Consider the following 21,076-nt stretch of genomic DNA (forward strand, 5'->3'; position numbering starts at 1 on the left):
GGCATCGCCGTCGCCTCTTGCCGACCAGCGAATCGACTCTAACACGAAAAATCGATTATCTATCGAATCCTCTATGATGACCGCATGACCCAGACGGTCCACCCCCCGAACTCGTCGGGGAAGCAGATGCTCTCCGAGCAGGTCTACGCGTACCTGCGGGATGCGATCATGCGCGGGGACTACGCCCCCGGTGACGCTCTCAAACCGCAGGGCCTCGCCAAGGAACAAGGCGTGAGCCTGGCCGTCGTGCGCGAGGCGCTCGTACGGGTGGTCGGCGAGGGCCTCGCCGACCGGCTGCCCAACCGCGGCTTCGCCGTCCCGGCCTTCTCCGACCGCCGCTGGCAGGAGATCGCGGAAGCCCGCAGGACCATCGAACCGGTCGTGCTGCGCATGTCCATCGAGCGAGGCGACGTCGACTGGGAGGCCCGCGTACGAGCCGCTCACCACCGTCTGGCCCGCACCCCGGCGTTCGTGCCCGAGGAGGGCGAGCACTACAGCAGCGCATGGTCCGAAGCCCACCGCGTCTTCCACCGCACCCTGCTGGAGGGCTGCGGCAACCCCGTCCTACTGGAGACGTTCGACCGGATGTGGACCGCGAGCGAGCTCGCTCGCCGCTGGGCGGCGCAGCGCAACCCGAACCGGGACGCCCTCGGCGAGCACCGCCGCCTGGAGGAGGCGGCGCTGGCCCGCGACGCCGACACCGCGGCCGAGGTGCTGGCCCAGCACCTCACCCTGACCGCGGCCGCACTGACCGGCTGTACCCAGCGGCAGGGCTGAGCATGCCCAGGGTCGAATGGCGGCGGCGGGGGTTGTAGAACCCTTCGATGAAGTCGAAGCAGGCGGCCTCGGCCTGGGCACGGGTGACGAGGTGATGCCGGTCGAGCAACTCGGCTCGAACGTCGTGATCAGATCGCGACCCATCTCACCATCAGGCCCAGCCCATCGGGTGATCTTGGAACGCCGTGGGGTCGGCATTGAGGGTCGGCAGAGACCCCGTGCCGGGAGCCCGGACCGCCGCCGTTCAGGGGAGGCCGTCAGGGGGGACCTCAGGGGAGGACAACTCCTGGTGCGTCGACGGCCGGGGGCACCAGGGCCCAGATGCGGCCCACGGCCAGCGGCTGCGCGGTGACCAGCTGGCCGTCCTTGGTCGCCTCGTCCAGGACGCGGCCGCCGTACACCTGGCCGGAGCCGGGCAGGGGACGCACGACGACGCTGAAGGCGTCCTTGCTCCCACGCGGCGTGAGCCTGATCTCCTGGGTGTGGGCTGCGGCCAGCTTCACCTCGACGGGGGCCGGCGCCTCTCCCTTGGCGGGCAGCAGCCGCACCTCCACGGTGGCGGGGGCGAAGGGCGCCGACAGCACCAGCCGCGAGACCTGCTTGCCTCCCGTCGCCTGGGCGTCCGCCACGACGCTGCCGAGATCGATGGAGTCGGCGCCGGCCGTGAAGGCGACGTCCTGCCGGGCGCCGGTTCCGGTGATCTTCAGACCCGCCACGATCGGCACGTCCGACTCCAGCACCAGCGCGGCGGGCTGCCCGCCGATGCCGGTGGACAGGTCGAGTGAGGCCGTCGATCCGGCCGGGACCTCGATCGTCTCCTTGTTCTTCAGCGCGTAGGAGCCGTCCTCCAGCACGGCCTTGATCCGTACGACCGTGTCGCGCTCCCCCGGCGCGGCGACGTACAGTTCGCGTTTCCCCGCGGTGCCGGGGATGCCGGGGACGACGACCCGGGTGGCGGGGGCGGCGGCGACGGGCAGCCAGTCGGCGCCCCGGCCCTCTCCGAGCACGGCCTTGACGGCGGCGGCCACCCGGCCGCTGCGGGTGCTCACCCGCAACGCCATGATCAGCGGAGACGGCGCCAGGTCGCGCAGCCTGATCACACGGTGCCCGCCGGGCTTGACGACCGCGCCGTTGCCGCGCTCGCTCAGCACCGGGCCCTCGCCCGAGTAGACCATGAACGTGATGTCGGCCGGGGCGGAGTCGGGGTTGGCGAGGTAGAGGGTCATCTCGGCCGCGGCGGGTCCGGGCCCGATGAACCACGTGTCGGCGCCCGGCTCGACGCAGCGCACCCCGGCGAGGCCCCGCTGGGCGCCCGAGGTCTCCCTGGCGGTCTGCGCGCTCTCCAGCCCGGCGGCCATCGAGCCGGTGGCGTCGACCATGAGAGGGCCGCCTCCGGAGGCGATCTCCCGCTGCCACAGCAGGCCCGGCCGGTCGATGACGGCGTCCTTCTCCCCCGGGTCCTTCCCCCCTGAGTCCTTCGCGTCTGTGCCCTTCGCGTCCGGGGCGGCGATCGCCGACAGGGTGGCGCTCCCGGGTCCACCGGCGCCGGGCGGGGTGATCACGCTCACCCTGCTGCCCGCCGGAGCCGGGCACACGGCCGTGACCGACTCGACGGGCGCCCTGACGGCCTGCGGCCGCACCTGGGCCACCGGCGCGGGCCTGCTGACGAAGGCCACGCCGAAGAGCGCGCCCGACGCGATCAGCACGAGGGCGAGCAGGCCGAAGCGGTTCTCGATCAGTCTTCTCACGCGGGCACCGTTTCTTCCCTGCCCTTGTCGTTCCGGCCCTTGCCGTCCCGGCCCCTGTCGTTCCGGGACTTGTCGTCCCGGGCCCGGCGGCGACCCCGCGTCCCCTCCTCGGCGGAGGCGTCGGCGAAGTCGCCGTCGGGCTCCGTCGTACGGGCGCCGGGCGAGGCCAGCACGAGCACGAGCACGAGCAGCGCGCCCTGCGCCCACAGCCACCCACGGTGCAGGGCGCTCGCGGGCGCCGCGGGCGGCGGCACCGTGACCTCGCCCGACATGCGCCACAGGCCGCCCGCCTCCGACAGGCTCCTCCTGGCCAGGGCGGGCTCGGAGTCGAGCGCCCGTTGCAGCGCGGGGTCCACCGGAGCGGGTACCGACACGAAGCGGACGCCGAAGGACGCGAGCGTCCGCGCGTACTCGCCGCCCCGCCCGGACGCGAGCCCGGCGACCGCCGCCCCGAAGCGGGTCCTCGTCTCCCCCGGCGGTTCGAGGTCGGACTCGCCGATCAGCGGCCCCCGGCCGGGCAGCAACGTGTAGCCGACCTCGCCGCCCCTGGACCGCAGGAGCAGCGTGCCCTCTCCCGGCGCCGACTCGACCGCGGCGAGCAGCGGCACGGGATCGGTCACGTCGTGCCGCAGCGGGCCGTCCGCGCCCCGGGCGACCCACAGCCCGGCGGCGGCCAGCGGGGTGGCGAAGGCGACCACGACGATGAGCATCGCGCCCAGGCGGCGCAGCCCCCGGGCGGCGCGGAACTCGGTGATCCGGTGCGCGGGGTGCGCCGCCGCGACCAGCAGACCGGTCGCCGCGAACGCCAGCGGCACGCCGGGCCAGACGGGGACGGCTCCTCCGGCGGCCTCCCCGATGACCCCTCCCACGTGGACGGTGATCCGGCTGACCACGATCGCCACCAGCAGGCCGAAGAGCATGACGCCCCAGCCGATCGCGACGACCATCTGGTGACGCCGCAGCAGCAGGGCGGCCAGCGCCACCGCGACCAGGCCGGCCGTCGCCCACACGGGCGGCACGCCCGGGCCGCCGGGGCTCAGCATGAGCAGCGACTCCGCGGCGAGCCGGGGGTCGGAGAGCCGGGGATCGTGCAGGCCGGACTCCAGCAGGATGCGCCCCGGCTCCTGAGCGATCTGGACCAGCCAGGGGAACAGCAGGACGACCGGGGTGCCGAGGCCGATCGCGAGCGATCTTCTGACTCCCCTGCGGATGCCGCCGAACGACACCGCGGCGAGGCCGCCGAGGATCGCCACCAGCACGTACACGAGCGGGACGAAGGCCGTGCCCACCGCCAGGAGCAGGCCGAACCCCCAGGCGGCCCGGCTCGACCCGGCCATCACCCGGATGGCGAGCGCCGCGTAGACGGGCAGCAGCACGATCACGATCGCGGTGCCGAGCCGTCCGCCGGACACCACGCCCGTCGTGACCGGCAGCAGCGCGTAGGTGGCGGCCAGCCAGACCCGCGCCGGGGTATAGGGGATCATCCGCTTCGTCGCGGCGTACGCCGAGAGCCCGGCCAGCGGCACGCAGGCGAGCAGCAGCACGCCGACGACCAGCCACGTCTTACCGAGCGCGAGCGCCGACAGGCCGGCCAGCACGGCGACGTACGGCGGGGCCCAGGTGCCGGAGCCGAGCCCGGCGGCGTGGTGGTCCTCGACGTAGAGCCGCCAGAGGTCGGCCGCACCACCGGTGACCGGCACCAGCGCGCCACCGCCGAGCAGGCCGTCCGGCAGCAGCGTCCGTTCGGCGGCCAGCGTGATCGCGGCCAGGATCAGGCAGAGCACCACTCCGGGGCTGCTCAGCAGGCGCTGGACGCCGCCGGAGTCGGTGAGCAGTTCGTCGCCGTCCTCCTCCCCCGTGTCGGCGGCGGCGTGGTGGCGGCCCGCGGAGTCGACCGGGCCCGTCCCGGCCAGGAAGCCCTGCACCATGTCGGCGAGCCGGCGCAGCGCGGCGCCGGGCGGGGTGAGCTTGCGCCTGATCGCGGGCCAGCTCTGCTTCCTGCCGTTCCTCCGCGCCTTCCGGGCCCGCAGCAGACGCCACGGATGGCCGAGGACCGAGCCGAGCGCGGCGAGTTCGTCCAGGGCGTTGGCCGGCTGCTTGGCCAGCAGGAACAGCAGGGCCCGCAGCGCCGACCCGAAGACGTTGCGCACCACCGATCGCGCGAACGCGCCGAACGGGAGGTTCGCCATCAGGACGAAAAGGCCGTTGCGCCGGTCGAGCCTGCGCGGGTGCTCCTCGCTCGTGGCGATGCGGCGGCGCCGCCGCGCGGACGCCTCGGCGTGCCAGGCCACCGCGTCGCTCACGTTGAGCACGCGGTGTCCCGCCGCGCGGGCGCGCCAGCACAGGTCGAGGTCGTCGCGGAACAGCGGCAGGCCGGTGTCGAGGCCGGACAGCTCGTCCCAGACGTCCCTGCGGATGAGCATGCCCGCCGTGGAGACCGACAGGACGTCGGCGATCTCGTCGTGCTGGCCCTGGTCGTACTCCCTCGGCTCCAGGCCGGTGTCGCGCCGTCCGGACCTGCTGACGGTCACGCCCATCTCCAGCAGCACCCGCCGGTCGAGCCAGTCACGCAGCTTGGGGCCGAGGATCGCGGCCTTCGGGTCCTGCTCGGCGGCCCACAGCAGGGCCTGCAGCGCGTTCGCGTCGGGAGCGCAGTCGTCGTGGAGCAGCCAGACCCACTCCTGGCCGGGTGCGGGCGGCAGCCGCCGCAGCACCTCGTGGACGGCCTCGCCGAATCCGGTGGACCTCGGCATGGTCAGCACGTTGTGCGAGCCGAAGGCCTCGGTCAGCAGCTTCGCGCTGCCGTCACGGCTGCCGTTGTCGACACCGACGACACGGTCGAGAGGCCGGGTCTGGCGCGGCAACGCCGCCAGCGTCTCCTTGAGCCAGCGGGCGCCGTCGTGAGCGACGACGATCGCGGTCACCGAGTGCACGTCGAGTCCTAAGGGGGTCGTACGGCTGAGCGCCGACCACGATACGGCAACCCGGACTCACCCGATCACATCCAGGCGAAACAGGATGTCAGCACGAACTTCGGAGAAACCCCACTGACGCGGATCGCGGGACGAACCACCGGTCACGAACCCCGCCGGACCCCGTACGGAGGACCATTCGGAGGACCATTCGGAGGACCGTACGCGGGCATTACCCGACATCAATCATGGTGCAGACGAACGCCGCCGGACATGAACGCGGGGCCGCGCGCCGAGCGCGCGGCCCCGTTCGCGTCCTCAGACGGCCTGGCGCTTCATCTTGCGTCGCTCGCGCTCGGACAGACCACCCCAGATGCCGAAACGCTCGTCATGCTGAAGCGCGTACTCAAGGCACTCCGCACGAACCTCGCACGAACGGCACACCTTCTTGGCTTCCCTGGTGGAGCCGCCCTTCTCAGGAAAGAACGCCTCAGGATCGGTCTGCGCGCACAGGGCGCGTTCCTGCCACCCAAGATCTTCACCATCGAGCGCCTGTGCCATGACCAGCTCGGTCATTGCACACCTCCCTGTCGCTCGCCCGCCCACATGAGGCCCCCCATAAAAACGCCTGCCCCATACCCACCGTTGGGAAGGCGTAACAACATGTCTGTAATTACACGCGCGTGGCGCGTGTGGCGTCAAGCGGCATAACGATACCCGGGGAAAGACCTGCTTGCCCCGGTTCGTATGCCCCGTTGTTCGGTCCTGTCAGCGTTCGGAACCATACCAAGGGAGGTTGGGGTCGGTTCCGCGGCCTGCCTGATCGGGGGCGGAACCTTCCTCATACTTTGCCTGCGACCTGTCGGGGGTGTAAATCGCCGTCGGGTCGATGGGCTCCTCCCTCCGGAGCGGGTCGGTGAGCGGGTCACCTCGGTAGCCGGAGGGGTCGAAGCGCAGGGTCTGCTCGGCGGCGCCCGGCGGCGGGGCCTGGAACGGCGCGGGCTCTGAGCTCTGGGGGTGGCCGAGCGGGTTGTCGTAGTACTCGGGCAGGTCCTGCGGACCGGTGGGGTGGTCCGGCAGGGCGATCTTCTGGTAGCTCTGCGCCTGCTGGTAGGCCTGCGCGAGCTGCTGTTCCCTCGGGTCGGCCGGACTCTCGTACGCGGGGGGAGCGTCGAAGGCCGGGCCGCCCGCCGTGTGCTCGGCGGGCTGCGGGGCGAACTCGGAGCCGGAGTAGCCGGAGTGGCCGTACGGCTGCTCCGGCTCGTACGGCCTGCCTTCGGCGCCGGCCGGGGGGATGCCGGGGCCCTCTGGCGGGTTGGGGAAGCGGCCGTAGCCGCCGGTCTCGCTCTGCTGACCGGCGTAGCCGTACTGGTCGAACACCGGGCCCTGCGGGGGCGCGGAGTAGTCGGGGCGCTGGTGGGCGGGGAGGGCCTCCGGCTGCCTGCCGTAGGCGCCGTTGTCGCCCTGCTGACCATAGGCGCCGTTGTCGCCCTGACGGCCGTAGGAGCCGCCGTCGCCCTGGTGCCCCTGGGAGGCACTGCCGGGCTGCTGACCGTAGGCGCCGTTGTCGCCCTGCTGACCGTAGCCGCCGTTGTCGCTGTGCCGGCCGTAGGAGCCGCCCTCGGGCTGCCGGTCGTAGGAGGCACCGCCGGGCTGGCGGCCGTAGGGGGCGGCCTCCGGCTGCCCGCCGTACCGCCCGCTCTCGGGCTGGCCCGCGTACTGGCCGGTGGAGGGCTGCTCCTGCTGGTGGCCCGGCGCGCCGTAGTCGGAGTAGTGCGCGCCGGTCTGGACGTCCTGCATCGACGGCCGGGCCTGCTGCTCGGCCTGCCACGGCTGCTGGCCCTGCGCCTGGGACTGCGCCTGACCCTGTGCCTGCCCCTGGGGAGCGGCCGGTGTGCCGGGCTGGCCGAACAGCGGAGGCTGCGGGGCGGTCGCGGCGGGGTTGTAGGCGGCCTGGGGCTCGTAGACGTCGCCCTGTCCCGGAGCCGCGCCGTACGGCTCGCGCGGGTGGTCCTGGCCGTAGACGTCCTGCGGCCGCTCCTGGCCGAAGGCGCCCTGGCCGCCGCGTTCCTGGGAGTAGGACGCGTGCGGCCGGTCCTGCGGAGCGTACGACTCCTGGCCGTAGTGGTGCTCCGGCGCCGTCGCGGGCTGCGGATGGGCGGGACCGCCCTGGGCCTGCCCCTGCTGCGCCTGTCCCTGCTGCGCCGCCGGCGCCTGCTGGGCGTGCTGGGCCTGCTGCGTCTGGGGATCGCCGTACGCCGGGGCCTGGACGGGGCCGCCGCCCGGCGCGGACATCCCGGCGTGCTGACCCGCGTGCTGAGCGACGTGCTCACCGAAGGGCGGCTGGCCGGAGTGGTGGGGGTCCTGCGCGCCGTTCTGCCGGCCCTGGTCGGGCTCGCCGTGGACGTTGTGGGCGACAGGCTGCTGACCCTGCCCGTGCTGGCCCGGACCGTGCTGGCCCTGCTGGCCGGGACCGTGCTGGCCGTACGCCTGCGGACCGTGGCCCTGCTCACCCGGCCCGCCGGAACCGTGTTGAACCGGGCCCTGCTGCCGGTCGGCGGGCATGCCGTTGTGGGCCGTGCCGTTGGGAACCATGCCGTTGGGAACGACGCCGTTGGGAACCGCGCCGTTGACGACCGGGGCGCCCTGTGCCTGTGCCTGGCCCTGCGGCTGTCCGTAGGACGACGGGCGGCCCTGGGCGTCGCCGTACCCCTGCGGCAGCGCCGGGACGTTCGTCCGGGGCGGATAGGCGTCGTCGCGCCGGCCGAAGAAGTCGCCGGCGGGCCGCTGCGCGGACTGGAGGGCGGCGGCCGTGCTCATCGCGAACAGCGCCCCGAAGACGGCGAGAGCGAGCATCGGCAGGCCGGTGATCAGGTATTCGAACCGGTCGCGGAAGGTCGGCAGGTCGCCCACGAGGACGCCCAGCACGCCGATCACACCGAAGACGACGCCGAGGCCCAGCGACCCGGCCGCGCCCAGCGCCACCAGGCGGGCCCGGGGCGTCGGGGCGCCCGCCTTGGCCACGAGCAGCACCGCGCCGGCCGCGAGCACGGTCGACAGGGGGGAGGCGAGGGTGTGCAGGCTCGTGGCCGCGCGTACGCCGAACGTGCCGCCGAGCGAGGAGGAGCTGATGAGTAACCGCGCGACACCCACGAGAACGCTTGTGATCACCACCGCGAGCATCGTCCACGCGGCCGGCTCTCTGAGCCGGTCGGTATCGACCTTCAGCACAGCTACCCCCAACGGTCCAGATGGCCCTCGGGGAAGTTTTGCACATGCTGGACTTAAGTGTCGGCAGTCCCAAGAACCTCACAAGCCAGACACACACTACATTTCGCTGGTTATCGCAGTATGTGGGGTGGGGTGGGAGGCCCGCCAGCCGCCCGATGGAAGACTGGCGGCATGCGCATCGTGTCCCTCGCCGGAGGTATCGGCGGCGCCCGCTTCCTCCGAGGTCTCAAGGCTGCGGCGCCCGGTTCGGAGATCACCGTCATCGGCAACACCGGCGACGACATCACCCTTTTCGGACTGCGGGTGTGCCCCGATCTCGACACCGTCATGTACACCCTGGGCGGCGGCATCAACGAGGAGCAGGGCTGGGGCCGGGCCGGCGAAACGTTCACGGTGAAGGAGGAACTCGCCGCGTACGGCATGGAGCCGCAGTGGTTCGGCCTCGGCGACCGCGACTTCGCCACCCACATCATCCGCACCCAGATGCTGGCCGCCGGTTATCCCCTCTCCCAGGTGACCGAGGCCCTGTGCGACCGATGGCGGCCCGGCGTACGGCTGCTGCCGATGTCGGACGACCGCACCGAGACCCATGTGGTGATCGCCGACGACGCGGGCCGGCGGGCCGTCCACTTCCAGGAGTGGTGGGTGCGGCTGCGCGCGTCCGTACCGGCCGAGCAGATCGTGCTCGTCGGCGCCGATGAGGCCCGCCCGGCCCCCGGTGTGCTCGACGCGATCCGCGACGCCGACCTCGTGATCCTCCCGCCGTCCAACCCTGTCGTCAGCATCGGCACGATCCTGCAGGTCCCGGGCATCCGGGCGGCGCTGGAGGACAAGACGGTCGTCGGCGTCTCCCCCATCATCGGCGGCGCTCCGGTGCGCGGCATGGCCGACGCCTGCCTGACGGCGATCGGCGTCGAGACGAGCGCCCAGGCCGTGCTCGAACTGTACGGACCGGCTCTGCTCGACGGCTGGCTGGTCGCCGAGGAGGACAAGGGAGTGGCGCTCGACGGCGTGGCGGTGGAGGCGCGTCCGCTCCTGATGAGCGACCCCGGCGCGACAAGGGACATCGCCGCCGCGGCCCTCGCCCTGGCCGAATCCCTCCGGTGACATCCCTCCCGTGACCCGATCCACGAAGCATCGAGGCAGTTCATGACCCACATCACCGTAAGCGGCGTCACCGGCATGCCCGAGGTCGCGCCCGGCGACGACATCGCGCTGCTCGTGGCCGAGGCCGCGCCCGCCCTGGAGGACGGCGACATCCTGGTCGTGACCTCCAAGATCGTGAGCAAGGCCGAGGGCCGGATCCGCCGAAGCGGCGCCGGTGCGGCGTGGAACGGCGGCGGAGCGCCCCCGCACACACCAGGCGCGACGGCGGCGGGGCGCGGAGCACCGCCGCGCGACAGCCGTACGGCCGCGATCGAGGAGGAGACGCAGCGCGTGGTCGCGCGGCGCGGCGACACGGTGATCGCGCAGACGCGGCACGGCTTCGTCATGGCCGCGGCCGGCGTGGACGCCTCCAACACCGCCCCCGGCACCGTGCTGCTGCTCCCCGAGGACCCGGACGCCTCGGCGGGCCGGATCCGCCGCGGGCTGCGCGACCGGCTCGGCGTACGGGTCGGGGTGATCGTCTCCGACACGTTCGGCCGGCCCTGGCGGCACGGCCTCACCGACGTCGCCATCGGCGCGTCCGGCGTACGGCCCCTGGACGACCTGCGCGGCGGCGCCGACGCCTACGGCAACCCGCTCAACGCCACGGTGGTCGCGCTGGCCGACGAGATCGCGGCGGCGGGCGACCTCGCGAAGGGCAAGCTGTCCGGCGTCCCGGTGGCGGTCGTCCGCGGGCTGGGCGGCCTGGTGACCGGCGAGGACGGGCCGGGCGGGCGGGCGCTCGTCCGGCCCGCGGACGAGGACATGTTCCGGTACGGCTCGGCCGACGTCGTCTTCGCCCGCCGCACGATCCGCGAGTTCTCCGGGCGGGAGGTCGACCCGGCGGCGGTGCGCCGGGCCGTGGCCGCCGCGATCGCCGCGCCCGCCCCGCACCACACCACCCCGTGGCGGTTCGTGCTGCTGGAGACCCCGCGGGCGCGTGCGGAACTGCTCGACGCGATGCGGGACGCCTGGATCGCCGACCTCCGCTCCGACGGGTTCTCCGAGGAGTCGATCGCCCGCCGGATCCGGCGCGGCGACGTGCTGCGGAACGCGCCCTACCTGGCGGTGCCCTGCCTGGTCATGGACGGCTCGCACACCTACGGGGACGAGCGCAGGAACGCCGCCGAGCGGGAGATGTTCGTCGTCGCCACCGGCGCCGGCGTGCAGAACTTCCTGGTCCAGCTCGCCGTGGAGGGACTGGGCTCGGCCTGGGTGTCGTCCACGATGTTCTGCCGTGAGGTGGTGCGCGAGGTGCTCGGCCTGCCGGACGACTGGGACCCCATGGGCGCCGTGGCCGTCGGCCACCCCGCCGCGCCGCCCAAGGACCGCCCGCCGCGCGACGCGGCCGACTTCTACGTCACCCGCTGACCACCGTCTCCGGGCCGGACCCGGCGGCGGGTGTGGGCGCGTGTGCGGGCGTGGGCGCGGGCCGCGCGGGTGCGGGCGTGACCGTGAGCAGCGGCCTTCGCACCGACCCGCAGACCCCGTCGCTGCGCCGGGCCGCCGCGGTCCGCTCCTCGCTCGGCCGGCCGTACGCGGTGGTGCGCTGGCGGAGCGGGCGGCCGGTCGGGGCGACCATGGCCTCGATCTCGCTGATCGTCTTGTAGGACCCGTTCTCCGAGCCGGCCATCCTGCTGATCGTCTCCTCCATGAGCGTGCCGCCGAGGTCGTTCACGCCACCGGCGAGCACGTCCCGGCACAGGTCGTCGCGCAGCTTCACCCAGGAGCACTGGATGTTGCGGATCGCGCCGTGCAGCATGATCCGCGCCAGCGCGTGGACGGCCCGGTTCTCCCGCGCGGTCGGCCCCGGCCGGGCGATCCCGGCCAGGTAGATCGGGGCGCTGTGGTGGACGAACGGCAGCGGCACGAACTCGCTGAACCCGCCCGTCTCCTCCTGGATCGACCGGATCAGCCGGATGTGGCGCACCCAGTGCTCGTGGGTGTCCACGTGGCCGTACATCATGGTCGAGGTCGTCGGGATGCCGACCCGGTGGGCGGTCGTGATGACCTCTACCCACTCCCGGGTGGGCAGCTTGCCCTTCGTCAGCACCCACCGGACGTCGTCGTCGAGGATCTCGGCCGCCGTGCCGGGCAGCGAGTCGACCCCCGCCTCCCTCGCGGCGTGCAGCCACTCCTCCACCGACAGGTTCGTACGGCTCGCGCCGTTGACGACCTCCATCGGCGAGAACGCGTGCACGTGGATCTCGGGACAGCGCTCCTTGACGGCGCGGGCGATGTCGAAGTAGGCCGTGCCCGGCAGGTCGGGATGGATGCCGCCCTGCATGCACACCTCCGTCGCCCCGGCGTCCCACGCCTCCCGCGCCCGGTCGGCCACCTCGCCCAGCGACAGCGTGTACGCGTCGGCGTCCGTGCGCCGCTGGGCGAACGCGCAGAACCGGCAGCCGGTGTAGCAGACGTTGGTGAAGTTGATGTTCCGGTTGACGACGTAGGTCACGTCGTCGCCCACCGCCTCACGACGCAGCCCGTCCGCGATCCGGCACAGCTCGTCCAGGCCCGCGTCGTCGGCGCCCGCGCCCGTCTGGTCGCCGGCGAGGCCGAGCAGCGCCACCGCCTGCTCGTCGGTCAGCCGCGCCGGGTCCGTCTCCGCCCGCCGCAGCGCCTCCCGCACGCCGCCGTCCACCCTGCCGTACGGGTGACCGCTGGATGAGCCGTCGGCGGGGGTCGTGTGCGCGCCGCCGGGCAGGCGCTCACGCAGCGCGTCCCAGTCGCCGTACACGCTGTCGAAGTCGTCGCGGCGGTCGCTCGCTCGGCCCTCGGCGTCGACGGCGGTGTGCAGATCGGCCCGTCCGCCGGTGACGAGACCCCCCAGGCCGCCGTCGGGCTCCTGCCAGGGACGGCCGCGCGGCACGGCGCCCTCCCGGGCGAGCCCGGTGGCGGGGTCGGCCAGCGCCGCGACGTGCCCGGCGAGCCGGGGATCGAGCCAGGGCTCCCCCGCGAGCACGTACTCCGGGTAGATCGTCAGGCGCTCGCGCAGCGTGAAGCCGGCGGCGGCGGTCCGCGCGGCGAGATCGTCGATCTGCGGCCACGGCCGCTCGGGGTTGACGTGGTCGGGGGTCAGCGGGGAGACGCCGCCCCAGTCGTCCACACCCGCCCGCAGCATGAGGGCGTACTCCTCGCCGATCAGGTTGGGCGGCGCCTGCACGCGGACCTTCGGCCCGAGGACCAGCCGCGTCACCGCGATCGTCGCGGCGAGTTCGTGCAGGTCGGCGTCGGGCATGCCGCGCATGGCCGTGTCGGGCTTGGCGCGGAAGTTCTGGACGATGACCTCCTGGACGCCGCCGTACTCACGGGCCACCCGGCGGATCGCGAAGATCGACTCGGCCCGCTCCTCGATCGTCTCGCCGATGCCGATCAGCAGGCCCGTCGTGAACGGCACGCTGGAGCGGCCGGCGTCCTCCAGCACGCGCAGCCGTACGGCGGGGTCCTTGTCAGGGGAGCCGTAGTGGGCCTCGCCCTTCTCGGTGAACAGCCGCCGGGAGGTGGTCTCCAGCATCATGCCCATCGACGGCGCGACCGGCTTGAGCCGCTGGAGGTCCCGCCAGGTCAGCACGCCGGGGTTCAGGTGCGGCAGCAGCCCGGTCTCCTCCAGCACGCGGATCGCCATCGCCCGGACGTACGAGAGGGTGTCGTCGTACCCGTGCGCGTCGAGCCACTCGCGCGCCTGGTGCCACCGGTCCTCGGGGCGGTCGCCGAGCGTGAACAGCGCCTCCTTGCAGCCCATCGCCGCGCCCTGGCGGGCGATCTCCAGCACCTCGTCCGGCGACAGGAAGGCGGCCGGCAGCCGGTGCGGGGCGGTGGCGAACGTGCAGTAGCCGCATCTGTCCCGGCACAGCCGCGTCAACGGGATGAACACCTTGCGGCTGTAGGTGACGACGCCGGGCCGGCCGGCGGCCTCCAGGCCCGCGTCCCGGACCCGCGAGGCGTACGCGAGCAGCGCGTCCAGGTCGGCGCCGCGAGCGCGGAGCAGGACCGCCGTCTCGGCGAGGTCGAGCGTCTTGCCGTCCCGGGCCCGCGCGAGTGCCCGGCGTGTCCCGCTGCCGGAGGCCGAGCCGGCGTTCGAGCCGGAGGTGGCCGAACCGGCGGAGGCCGAGGTCGAAGGGGTGCCGTCGAGGTCCGGGGGTCGCTTCGCCGTCATAGTCCGCAGCCTATGAGCCCCGGGTACGGACGGCGCGGCCGCCTCCGGACCATCTCTTGGGTCACGGCCGGCTCGATCTTGCCGGGCGGCGGGGTATCAGCCGGTGGTGTACTTCCGATCAGCAGCGATCCGGCGGCTGGTCGTCGTGACGCTCGTCCTCGGTACGCCGGGACCGCCGGCGGCCCCGGCCTTCGCGGCACCGGCGCCCCGGGCACTACCCGTGGCCGACCACGGTGGCCACGGACGCCATACGAGCCACGGCGGCCACGGGCGGCTCCCCGGGGACGCCCCGCGTGCGCGACGGGCGCGAGAAGGGACGAAGGCGGTGCGGGCCCGAGGAACGGGGCAGGCGCGGGAAGGCACGCGGGCGCGGCAGGTGGGGCGTGGTGATGGCGGGCCGGGCGGCGCCTGGCAGGTCACGACCGGCGTGAACGCGGCGAACTCGCCCCAGATGGGCAGCCCTGTCCGGCAGGTGTCCACGGGCAGGCGCAACGTGAACGCGCCCAGCGGCAACAGCGGCTCCGCCCTCAACGGCCTCCAGCAGGTGGCGGGCGACAGCGTCTTCCTCAACACCCTGAACGGCGGATGCCTGCCGACCGTGGTCGACTGCGGGATCAACCAGACCCTGAGGTCGTCCCGGTCCGGTGGCCGATGACGGGCGGCGCGCTCAGAAGGAGCGGTAGTCGCGTGCGGCCATGCGGGGGCCGCGGGCGGGCGGCCTGATCCCGCTGAGCTCGATCAACTTGATCACCCGGTGGCGGTGACCGCGGAACGGCTCCAGCAGTTCGAGCATGCCGTCGTCGTCGGTCTTCCGGCCGGTTAAGGCATAGCCGACGATGCCGGGCAGGTGGAAGTCGCCCACACTCGGCGCGTCCGGGTCGCCGTGGGCGCGCTGACGCACCTCCGCCGAGGTCCACACGCCGATCCCCGGCAGCGCCCGCAGCAGCCGGTCCGCCTCCGCCGAGCCCTCCACACCCGCCGAGCCAGTCACACCCGCTGAGCCTTCCACGCCCGCCGAAGCCCGCCCGCCCGTCGCGACCTGTGCAGCGTCCGGTGTGCCCGCTGAGCCTGGTGTCGCGTCAGGTGTCCGTGCCGGGTCCGGTGCGTCCACCGCGCCCAGGACTCCTGTCGTGCGCTCCAGTTTCGCGGCGTGGCGTGCGGCGTTGACGATCGTCCTGGCCCGTACGGCCTCCGCCCCGGCGCGGTGCCAGTCCCAGGACGGGACCACGCGCCACACCTCCGGCGACGGGACGACGTACATGCCCTCGGGGGCCGGGCCGGGAGCGGGCTCGCCGTACCGGCGCAGCAGGAACCGCCAGGCCCGCCACGCCTCCCTGCCGACCACCTTCTGCTCCAGGACGGCGGGGGCGAGCGCCTCGAAGACCCGCAGGCTGCGCCCGATCCGCAGCCCGCCGGCGCGTCCGGCCAGATCGGCGACGAACGCGGCTGCGCGGACGTGCCGTGGATCGCCGGAGCGGGCGAGCCGCGCGAGCAACGCGGCGAAGCCGGCCACGTCGTCGTCGGCCCCCAGCATCGAGGGAAGCATCTCCAGGAGCCACCCGGCCCCCGGGCCCCACGCCTGTCCGAGGATCTCGCCGTCGCGGCTTCCCGTCACGCGGAGCGTGCCGGGGCCTTCGGGGGTTCGCGAGGTGCGCCAGAACGCGCCGTCGGGCGTACGGCGCCAGGCGGGGTCTCCTCCCCCGCGCCGGTGCGGCGACAGCGTCAGCGCCACGTCGACCGGCGCGGCCGGCCGCCACCGCCGCTCGCGCGTCTGCGCCGCCGGGCCTCGACCGGCAGCAACCACCCCCATGGAAGCCACACCCCAAGGAGCCACGCCGGAAGGAACGACGCCCGGAGGAACGGAGCCGGAAGTGGCCGCGCCCGAAGTGACGGTGCCGGAAGAAGCGGTGCCGGAAGAAGCGGTGCCGGAAGAAGCCACGCTTGGAGGAACGGCGCCGGAAGGTGCGGTGCCGGTGGAGACCGCGCAGGACGGAGCGGCGCCCGTCGTGACGGACACGTCGCCGGGCGCGGACGATCTGGGCATTCGGCTCGCCTCCACCCGCCCAGTCTGCCGCTCCCCCCGATGACGGGTGGGAGCGGGACCGGTCATGTCACACGTCGCTGGAGAAGCGGACGGCGCACTCGGGCAGCGTGACCCCGGGCCAGACGCGCATGCCGGCCGTGAGTTCGTTGCCGGGGCCGATGAGCGCGCCGTCGCCGACCACGACCTCGCGCAGCACTGTGCCGGAGGCGACGCGGGCGCCCACGCCGACGACCGAGTCCACCACGGTCGCGCCGGACGCGACGTGACAGCCCTCGGAGAGCACGCTGCCGCGCACGCTGGCGCCCGCCTCGACGGTGGCCCGGGGGCCGACGACCGTGCCGCCGGTGACCTTGGCCTCGGGCGACACGACGGCCCCGTCGAGCAGGAGCCGCTCCCCGACCGGGCCCGGCAGGGCGGGCGAGCCGAGCTTGCCCAGCACCAGATCGGCCGAGCCCTGCACGAACGCCGCGGGCGTGCCCACGTCGAGCCAGTACGACGCGTCGGCGAAGCCGAGCACCAGCTCACCGGCCGCGATCAGGCCGGGGAAGGTCTCCCGTTCCACCGAGACCACCTGGCCCTCGGGGATCGTGTCGATGACCGAGCGCTGGAACACGTAGCAGCCGGCGTTGATCCGGTTCGTCACGGGGTTGGGCGTCTTCTCCAGGAAGGCGGTGACCCGGCCGTCGTCGTCGGTCGGCACGCAGCCGAACCTCGACGGGTCGTCCACCTCCGTGAGATGGAGGGTCACCGCGGCCCCGCGCGAGACGTGCAGGCCGACCTGCGCGGCGATGTCGTGGCCCGACAGGATGTCGCCGTTCAGCACGAGCACCGGCGCCTCGGGCGGGCAGGTCAGGGCCCGCGCGGCGTTGCGGATCGCGCCGCCGGTCCCGAGCGGGGTGTCCTCGGTCACGTACACGATCTCCAGGCCCAGCCCCGCCCCGTCGCCGAAAGCCTCGGCGAACATCGAGGCCCGGTAGGACGTCGCGAAGACCACCCGGCGCACCCCGTACGCCCGCGCCTTGGCCAGCTGGTGGGCGAGGAAGGGCACCCCGGCCGTCGGCAGCAGCGGCTTCGGCGTGCTGAGCGTCAGCGGCCGGAGACGCGTGCCCTGGCCGCCCACGAGAAGGATCGCCTCAAGACCGTCCGGCGACCGCACAGAACTGTCCCTCACAGCCGCGAGAGTAGCCTAGACAGAACCTCCGTATGGTGTCCCGCCGCACACCGCTGTCCGGATATTTCCTGGCAGGCGCGGTATCTCCAAGCGCGAACTCTCAAACCGGACGGCACATAGGGCCACAAACGGACGCCCGAAAATGAGCCCGCCATAATTCCCTTTTCGCCGACCGTATCGTCGGCCCCATGCCGGGAGCCCGGAGTTTCGGCACGCATTTCTCTCCCGCTCACGGCGGCGTGGCGGCATATCCGATCGGACATACAGCCCTAACCTGCCGCCGGTTCCCGAATCCCCGCCACTCGCGCACACAGCAGCGCATCACTGCTGGTCGAGCCAGGAAACGGTGAAGCGACGGAACTTCGGCACATCCGCCCCCGAGTAGCAATCCGCACCACACGTTTTGACATACCACTTAACCGGCGCATTACATGTGTCGGCGCGGCCAGGAGCTCCCTATCGGCGCGCCAATCCTCTTTCACCCCTATTCGGGGCCATCCTCCTTTTTCTGGAGTCCTGCTTGAGGCTGCACCGTGCCATGCCCGCGTTCGTCCTGATCGCCGCCGCGTTGTCACCGCTGACGCCCGGGAGCCGTGCGTACGCCGAGCCGGTTCCGGCGGCGCAGCAGGACGAAGCCGCCGCGCTGCGCGCCGCCCGGACCTCCGGGCAGCCGGTCGAGGTGCTCGACCGGCGGACGGAGAACCGGACCGTGTACGCCAACAGCGACGGGACGTTCACGCTCGAACAGAGCCCGTTGCCGGTCCGGGTCCGCCAGGGCGCCGGGTGGGCCGCCGTGGACACGACGCTGCGGGCCGAGCCCGACGGGACGATCGCACCGGTGGCGACGGCGGTGGGCCTGTCCCTGTCGGGCGGCGGGGACGGTCCGTTCGCGACCATCTCCGACCAGGGCCGTGAGCTGTCGATGAGCTGGCCGGGCAGGCTGCCTGCGCCGGAGATCGAGGGGGCGTCGGCCACATATCCGGAGGTGCTTCCGGGGGTCGACCTGCGGGTGACGGCCTCGGTCACCGGCTTCTCCGAGGTGCTCGTCGTGAAGGACGCGCAGGCGGCGGCCAACCCGGCGCTCGCCACGATCACCTTCGGCCTGGGAACCAAGGGGGTGGCGGTCAGCGAGGGCGCGGAGGGGGCGGCCCAGGCGGTCGCCGAGGGCGGGGCGGTGGTGTTCCACTCCCCCACGCCGCAGATGTGGGACTCGTCCGCCGCGGGTGCCACCGCGGGGCGGCAGGCGTCGTCCGCCGATGCCCCGGAAAGCGGGAGCAGGCGCGCGACGATGCCCACCGACGTGACCTCGTCGGCGATCTCGATCACTCCGGACCGGGCCATGCTCACCGACTCGGGGACCACGTTTCCCGTCTTCATCGATCCGGAGTGGACGGGGTCGAGGCTCGGCTGGGCGATGGTGTCGTCCGACGGCTCCTACACCGGCTGGAATCCCAGTCACCGGTCCGAGGCGGGCTCGTACAACGGCTCGGTGAAGCGTCGTTCGTTCTACCGGATGCGAACCGACCACGTGGCGTACAAGCACATCCTCAAGGCGACGTTCCGGATCACCGAGACCTGGTCCTGGTCGTGCAGCGCGCGGCCCGTCCAGTTGTGGTTCACCGGGCCGATCTCCCAGTCGACCACCTGGGCCAAGCAGCCGGCGCTGCACCGGAAGCTGGACGAGCTGAACGTCGCGAAGGGCTACTCCCCCGGCGGGTGCGACAGCGGCGGGATCGAGTTCGACGCGACGGACGCGGTGGTCAGCACGGCCGGGCGCGGGCTCGACGACACCACTCTCGGCCTGATCGCGGGAGACGAGACCGACAACTACGGCTGGAAGGGATTCGACCAGGACACCGCCAAGCTCGTCGTCACCTACAACAGCGTGCCCAGCCGGCCCGCCGCGATGGGCACCGCCCCGGCCACGCCCTGTGCGACGGGCTCCGGGCGGCCCGCGGTCAACTCCCTGACCCCGGCGCTGAAGGCGAAGATCTACGACCCGGACAAGGCGGGTGACGGGGTCCGGGCCGAGTTCGACGTCAACGTCCACAACCCCTCAGCCGGCACCTGGGGCGACCTGTACACCATGACCACCGGCTACAAGGCGTCCGTCGACCCGGTCGAGCACAAGGTGACGCTGTCCGGCCTGGTCGAGGGCGGCGTCTACTCCTGGCGCGTCCGGGCGTACGACGGGACCGACGGCGGGCCGTGGAGCGCCTGGTGCGAGTTCCGGGTCGACACCGCCGTCCCCGCGGGACTGCCCGGTGTCTCCTCGGCGCGCTATCCGGGGGACGAGCCGGCCGATCCGAGCCTGTGGCACGACGGAATCGGCCGCCCGGGCGCCTTCACGTTCACGCGGAACGCGGCCGACCCGGACGTGGTCGCCTTCGACTACGCGGTGGACGACATCACGGCGCGCCGCCGGGTGCAGGCGTCGTCCGGCGCCGCCACCGTGCAGATCGCCCCGTCCCACGACTGGCTGAACACGGTGTACGTGTGGCCGGTCGACCAGGCGGGCAACCTCGGGCCGTACGCCGCCTACCAGTTCTACGTCTCCTTCACGGCGGCCGGGCCGGTCTCGCACTGGACGATGGACGAGGCCGCCGCGTCGGCCACCGCCGCCGACGCGGTCGGCGGCAGGACGCTGACGGCGACCGACGTGTCCTTCGGCGGCGGCCGTTCGGTCAAGGCCGCCTACCTGAACGGCACCGGCAGCCACCTCGCGACGAGCGGCCCCGTGCTGGACACCGGCAAGGCCTTCACCGTCTCCGCCTGGGCGCAGGTCACCAACGACACCCACGTCAACACGGTCGCGGCCCAGGAGGGGAACCGCGCCGCCGGCTTCCAGCTCTACTACAACCACGGCGACAAGAAGTGGAACTTCGGCCGCCGCCCCTCCGACGCGGACGGCGTCTCGCCGGTCAAGGCGGTCTCGGACGCGCCCGCCCGGCTCAACGCCTGGGAGCACCTCGTCGGCGTGTACGACCCGGCCGCGGCCCAGCTGCGCCTGTACGTCAACGGACGGCTGCAGTCGTCCCAACCGGCCTTCACCACGCCGTGGAACGCGACCGGCGCCTTCGAGATCGGCCGCATGAAGATCGACGGCGTGCTCGGCAACTACTTCGGCGGAGTCGTCGACGAGGTCCGGGTGTGGGACCGCATCGTCTACCCGTCCGAGGTGGCCGACCTGGTGAACCGGCCGCCGCAGCACCAGGGCCGGTGGCGGTTCGACGAGGGAAGCGGCACGTCCGCCGCCACCTCCACCAGCCACACCGGGCGCGCCGCGACCCTGTCCGGCGGGGCCGCGTGGACCACCGACGGGCATGACCTCAACGCCCTGGCGCTGCCGGGTTCCGGCCAGTACGCCGCGACACCGGCGTACGTCACCCGGACCGACGGCAGCTTCACCGCGGTGGCCTGGGTCCGGCTCACCGGCGCGGGCAGGACGGCGACCGCCGTGAGCCAGGACGGCGCCCGCCGCAGCGCCTTCACGCTCGGCTACCGCGTCTTCGGCACCACCGGTAAGTGGTCGTTCGACCTGCCGGACGCCGACACCGACACGGCGAGCCTGTTCAGCGCCTCGGCGGACCCCGCGCTGGCCCCCGTCGACCCGGAGCAGTGGACGCTGCTGACAGGCGTCTACGACTACCCGCGTCAGGAGCAGCGGCTGTACGTCAACGGCCAGAAGGTCGCCGTCGCCGCGTTCGGCTCGCCCTGGAACTCCACCGGCGCGCTGCAGGTCGGCCGGGCCAGATCGGCGGGCGCGGCGACCGGCTACTGGCCGGGCGACCTGGACGACGTCCACGTCTACACCGGCGTCCTGACCGACGAGGAGATCCTCGGCCTCGCACTGGGGCTCGCGTGACCACTCCCCCGACCGGCGCGGCC

The 21,076-nt window shown here is 73.3% G+C and carries 13 protein-coding genes; 6 read left to right on the forward strand and 7 right to left on the reverse strand.

Annotated features, from left to right (window positions below; all coding sequences use genetic code 11):
• The first annotated feature begins 84 nt into the window (after window positions 1-84).
• On the forward strand, window positions 85-777 hold the full coding sequence (locus tag FED44_RS08970) for a GntR family transcriptional regulator (RefSeq protein ID WP_138460369.1): 693 nt from the start codon (window positions 85-87) through the stop codon (window positions 775-777).
• A 269-nt stretch (window positions 778-1,046) separates the two neighbouring features.
• Here the strand turns inward: FED44_RS08970 and FED44_RS08975 are convergent, their stop codons facing one another.
• The 4 genes from FED44_RS08975 to FED44_RS08990 form a co-directional block, all read right to left on the reverse strand.
• Window positions 1,047-2,525, reverse strand: coding sequence for a DUF5719 family protein (locus FED44_RS08975; RefSeq protein ID WP_111701760.1), 1,479 nt, complete (start codon window positions 2,523-2,525; stop codon window positions 1,047-1,049).
• Window positions 2,522-5,458 carry a glycosyltransferase family 2 protein gene (locus FED44_RS08980; protein WP_138460370.1) on the reverse strand — a complete coding sequence of 979 codons (2,937 nt, stop codon included), beginning with the start codon at window positions 5,456-5,458 and terminating at the stop codon, window positions 2,522-2,524. The genes FED44_RS08975 and FED44_RS08980 overlap by 4 nt, the downstream gene beginning before the upstream one ends.
• A 297-nt stretch (window positions 5,459-5,755) precedes the next feature.
• A complete protein-coding gene (locus tag FED44_RS08985; protein ID WP_111701756.1) occupies window positions 5,756-6,013 on the reverse strand; it encodes a WhiB family transcriptional regulator in 258 nt (85 codons plus the stop codon).
• Window positions 6,014-6,205: 192 nt separating this feature from the next.
• The gene (locus tag FED44_RS08990; protein WP_138460371.1) at window positions 6,206-8,668 is read right to left on the reverse strand and encodes a hypothetical protein; all 2,463 of its coding nucleotides are present in this window, start codon (window positions 8,666-8,668) and stop codon (window positions 6,206-6,208) included.
• 171 nt (window positions 8,669-8,839) lie between these two features.
• On the opposite strand from FED44_RS08990, the gene cofD reads away from it, so the two are divergent.
• Both cofD and FED44_RS09000 read left to right on the forward strand, forming a co-directional pair.
• Window positions 8,840-9,775, forward strand: a complete 936-nt coding sequence (gene cofD / locus FED44_RS08995; protein ID WP_111701752.1) for a 2-phospho-L-lactate transferase — start codon at window positions 8,840-8,842, stop codon at window positions 9,773-9,775.
• A gap of 42 nt (window positions 9,776-9,817) precedes the next feature.
• Window positions 9,818-11,185, forward strand: a complete 1,368-nt coding sequence (locus FED44_RS09000) for a coenzyme F420-0:L-glutamate ligase (RefSeq protein ID WP_138460372.1) — start codon at window positions 9,818-9,820, stop codon at window positions 11,183-11,185.
• Here FED44_RS09000 and FED44_RS09005 read toward each other — a convergent pair.
• Window positions 11,175-13,973 carry a bifunctional FO biosynthesis protein CofGH gene (locus FED44_RS09005; RefSeq protein WP_138460373.1) on the reverse strand — a complete coding sequence of 933 codons (2,799 nt, stop codon included), beginning with the start codon at window positions 13,971-13,973 and terminating at the stop codon, window positions 11,175-11,177. The two genes, FED44_RS09000 and FED44_RS09005, sit on opposite strands and share 11 nt — an antisense overlap.
• A 325-nt stretch (window positions 13,974-14,298) precedes the next feature.
• Here FED44_RS09005 and FED44_RS09010 point away from each other — a divergent pair, with 325 nt between their 5' ends.
• On the forward strand, window positions 14,299-14,628 hold the full coding sequence (locus FED44_RS09010; RefSeq protein WP_138460374.1) for a hypothetical protein: 330 nt from the start codon (window positions 14,299-14,301) through the stop codon (window positions 14,626-14,628).
• Window positions 14,629-14,640: 12 nt separating this feature from the next.
• Here FED44_RS09010 and FED44_RS09015 read toward each other — a convergent pair whose 3' ends face one another.
• Complete coding sequence (locus FED44_RS09015; protein WP_138460375.1) at window positions 14,641-15,783, reverse strand: DNA-3-methyladenine glycosylase family protein; 1,143 nt, start codon at window positions 15,781-15,783, stop codon at window positions 14,641-14,643.
• 61 nt (window positions 15,784-15,844) lie between these two features.
• Between FED44_RS09015 and FED44_RS09020 the strand changes: the two genes are divergently transcribed.
• On the forward strand, window positions 15,845-16,060 hold the full coding sequence (locus FED44_RS09020; protein ID WP_138460376.1) for a hypothetical protein: 216 nt from the start codon (window positions 15,845-15,847) through the stop codon (window positions 16,058-16,060).
• Window positions 16,061-16,084: 24 nt separating this feature from the next.
• Here FED44_RS09020 and manB read toward each other — a convergent pair whose 3' ends face one another.
• On the reverse strand, window positions 16,085-17,188 hold the full coding sequence (gene manB / locus FED44_RS09025; RefSeq protein WP_244301802.1) for a mannose-1-phosphate guanylyltransferase: 1,104 nt from the start codon (window positions 17,186-17,188) through the stop codon (window positions 16,085-16,087).
• A gap of 520 nt (window positions 17,189-17,708) precedes the next feature.
• On the opposite strand from manB, the gene FED44_RS09030 reads away from it, so the two are divergent.
• Entirely contained in the window at window positions 17,709-21,053 is a 3,345-nt protein-coding gene (locus FED44_RS09030) for a LamG-like jellyroll fold domain-containing protein (RefSeq protein WP_138460377.1), read from the forward strand.
• Window positions 21,054-21,076: the final 23 nt, after the last annotated feature.

This window comes from Microbispora triticiradicis, assembly GCF_005864065.1.
Lineage (GTDB): Bacteria > Actinomycetota > Actinomycetes > Streptosporangiales > Streptosporangiaceae > Microbispora > Microbispora triticiradicis.

Excerpts from the sequence above, each read along its gene's own strand:
- FED44_RS08970 (WP_138460369.1), top strand. The coding sequence starts at position 85 with ATGACCCAGACGGTCCACCCCCCGAACTCGTCGGGGAAGCAGATGCTC.
- FED44_RS08985 (WP_111701756.1), bottom strand. The coding sequence starts at position 6,013 with ATGACCGAGCTGGTCATGGCACAGGCGCTCGATGGTGAAGATCTTGGG.
- cofD (WP_111701752.1), top strand. The coding sequence starts at position 8,840 with ATGCGCATCGTGTCCCTCGCCGGAGGTATCGGCGGCGCCCGCTTCCTC.
- FED44_RS09000 (WP_138460372.1), top strand. The coding sequence starts at position 9,818 with ATGACCCACATCACCGTAAGCGGCGTCACCGGCATGCCCGAGGTCGCG.
- FED44_RS09005 (WP_138460373.1), bottom strand. The coding sequence starts at position 13,973 with ATGACGGCGAAGCGACCCCCGGACCTCGACGGCACCCCTTCGACCTCG.
- FED44_RS09015 (WP_138460375.1), bottom strand. The coding sequence starts at position 15,783 with ATGGGGGTGGTTGCTGCCGGTCGAGGCCCGGCGGCGCAGACGCGCGAG.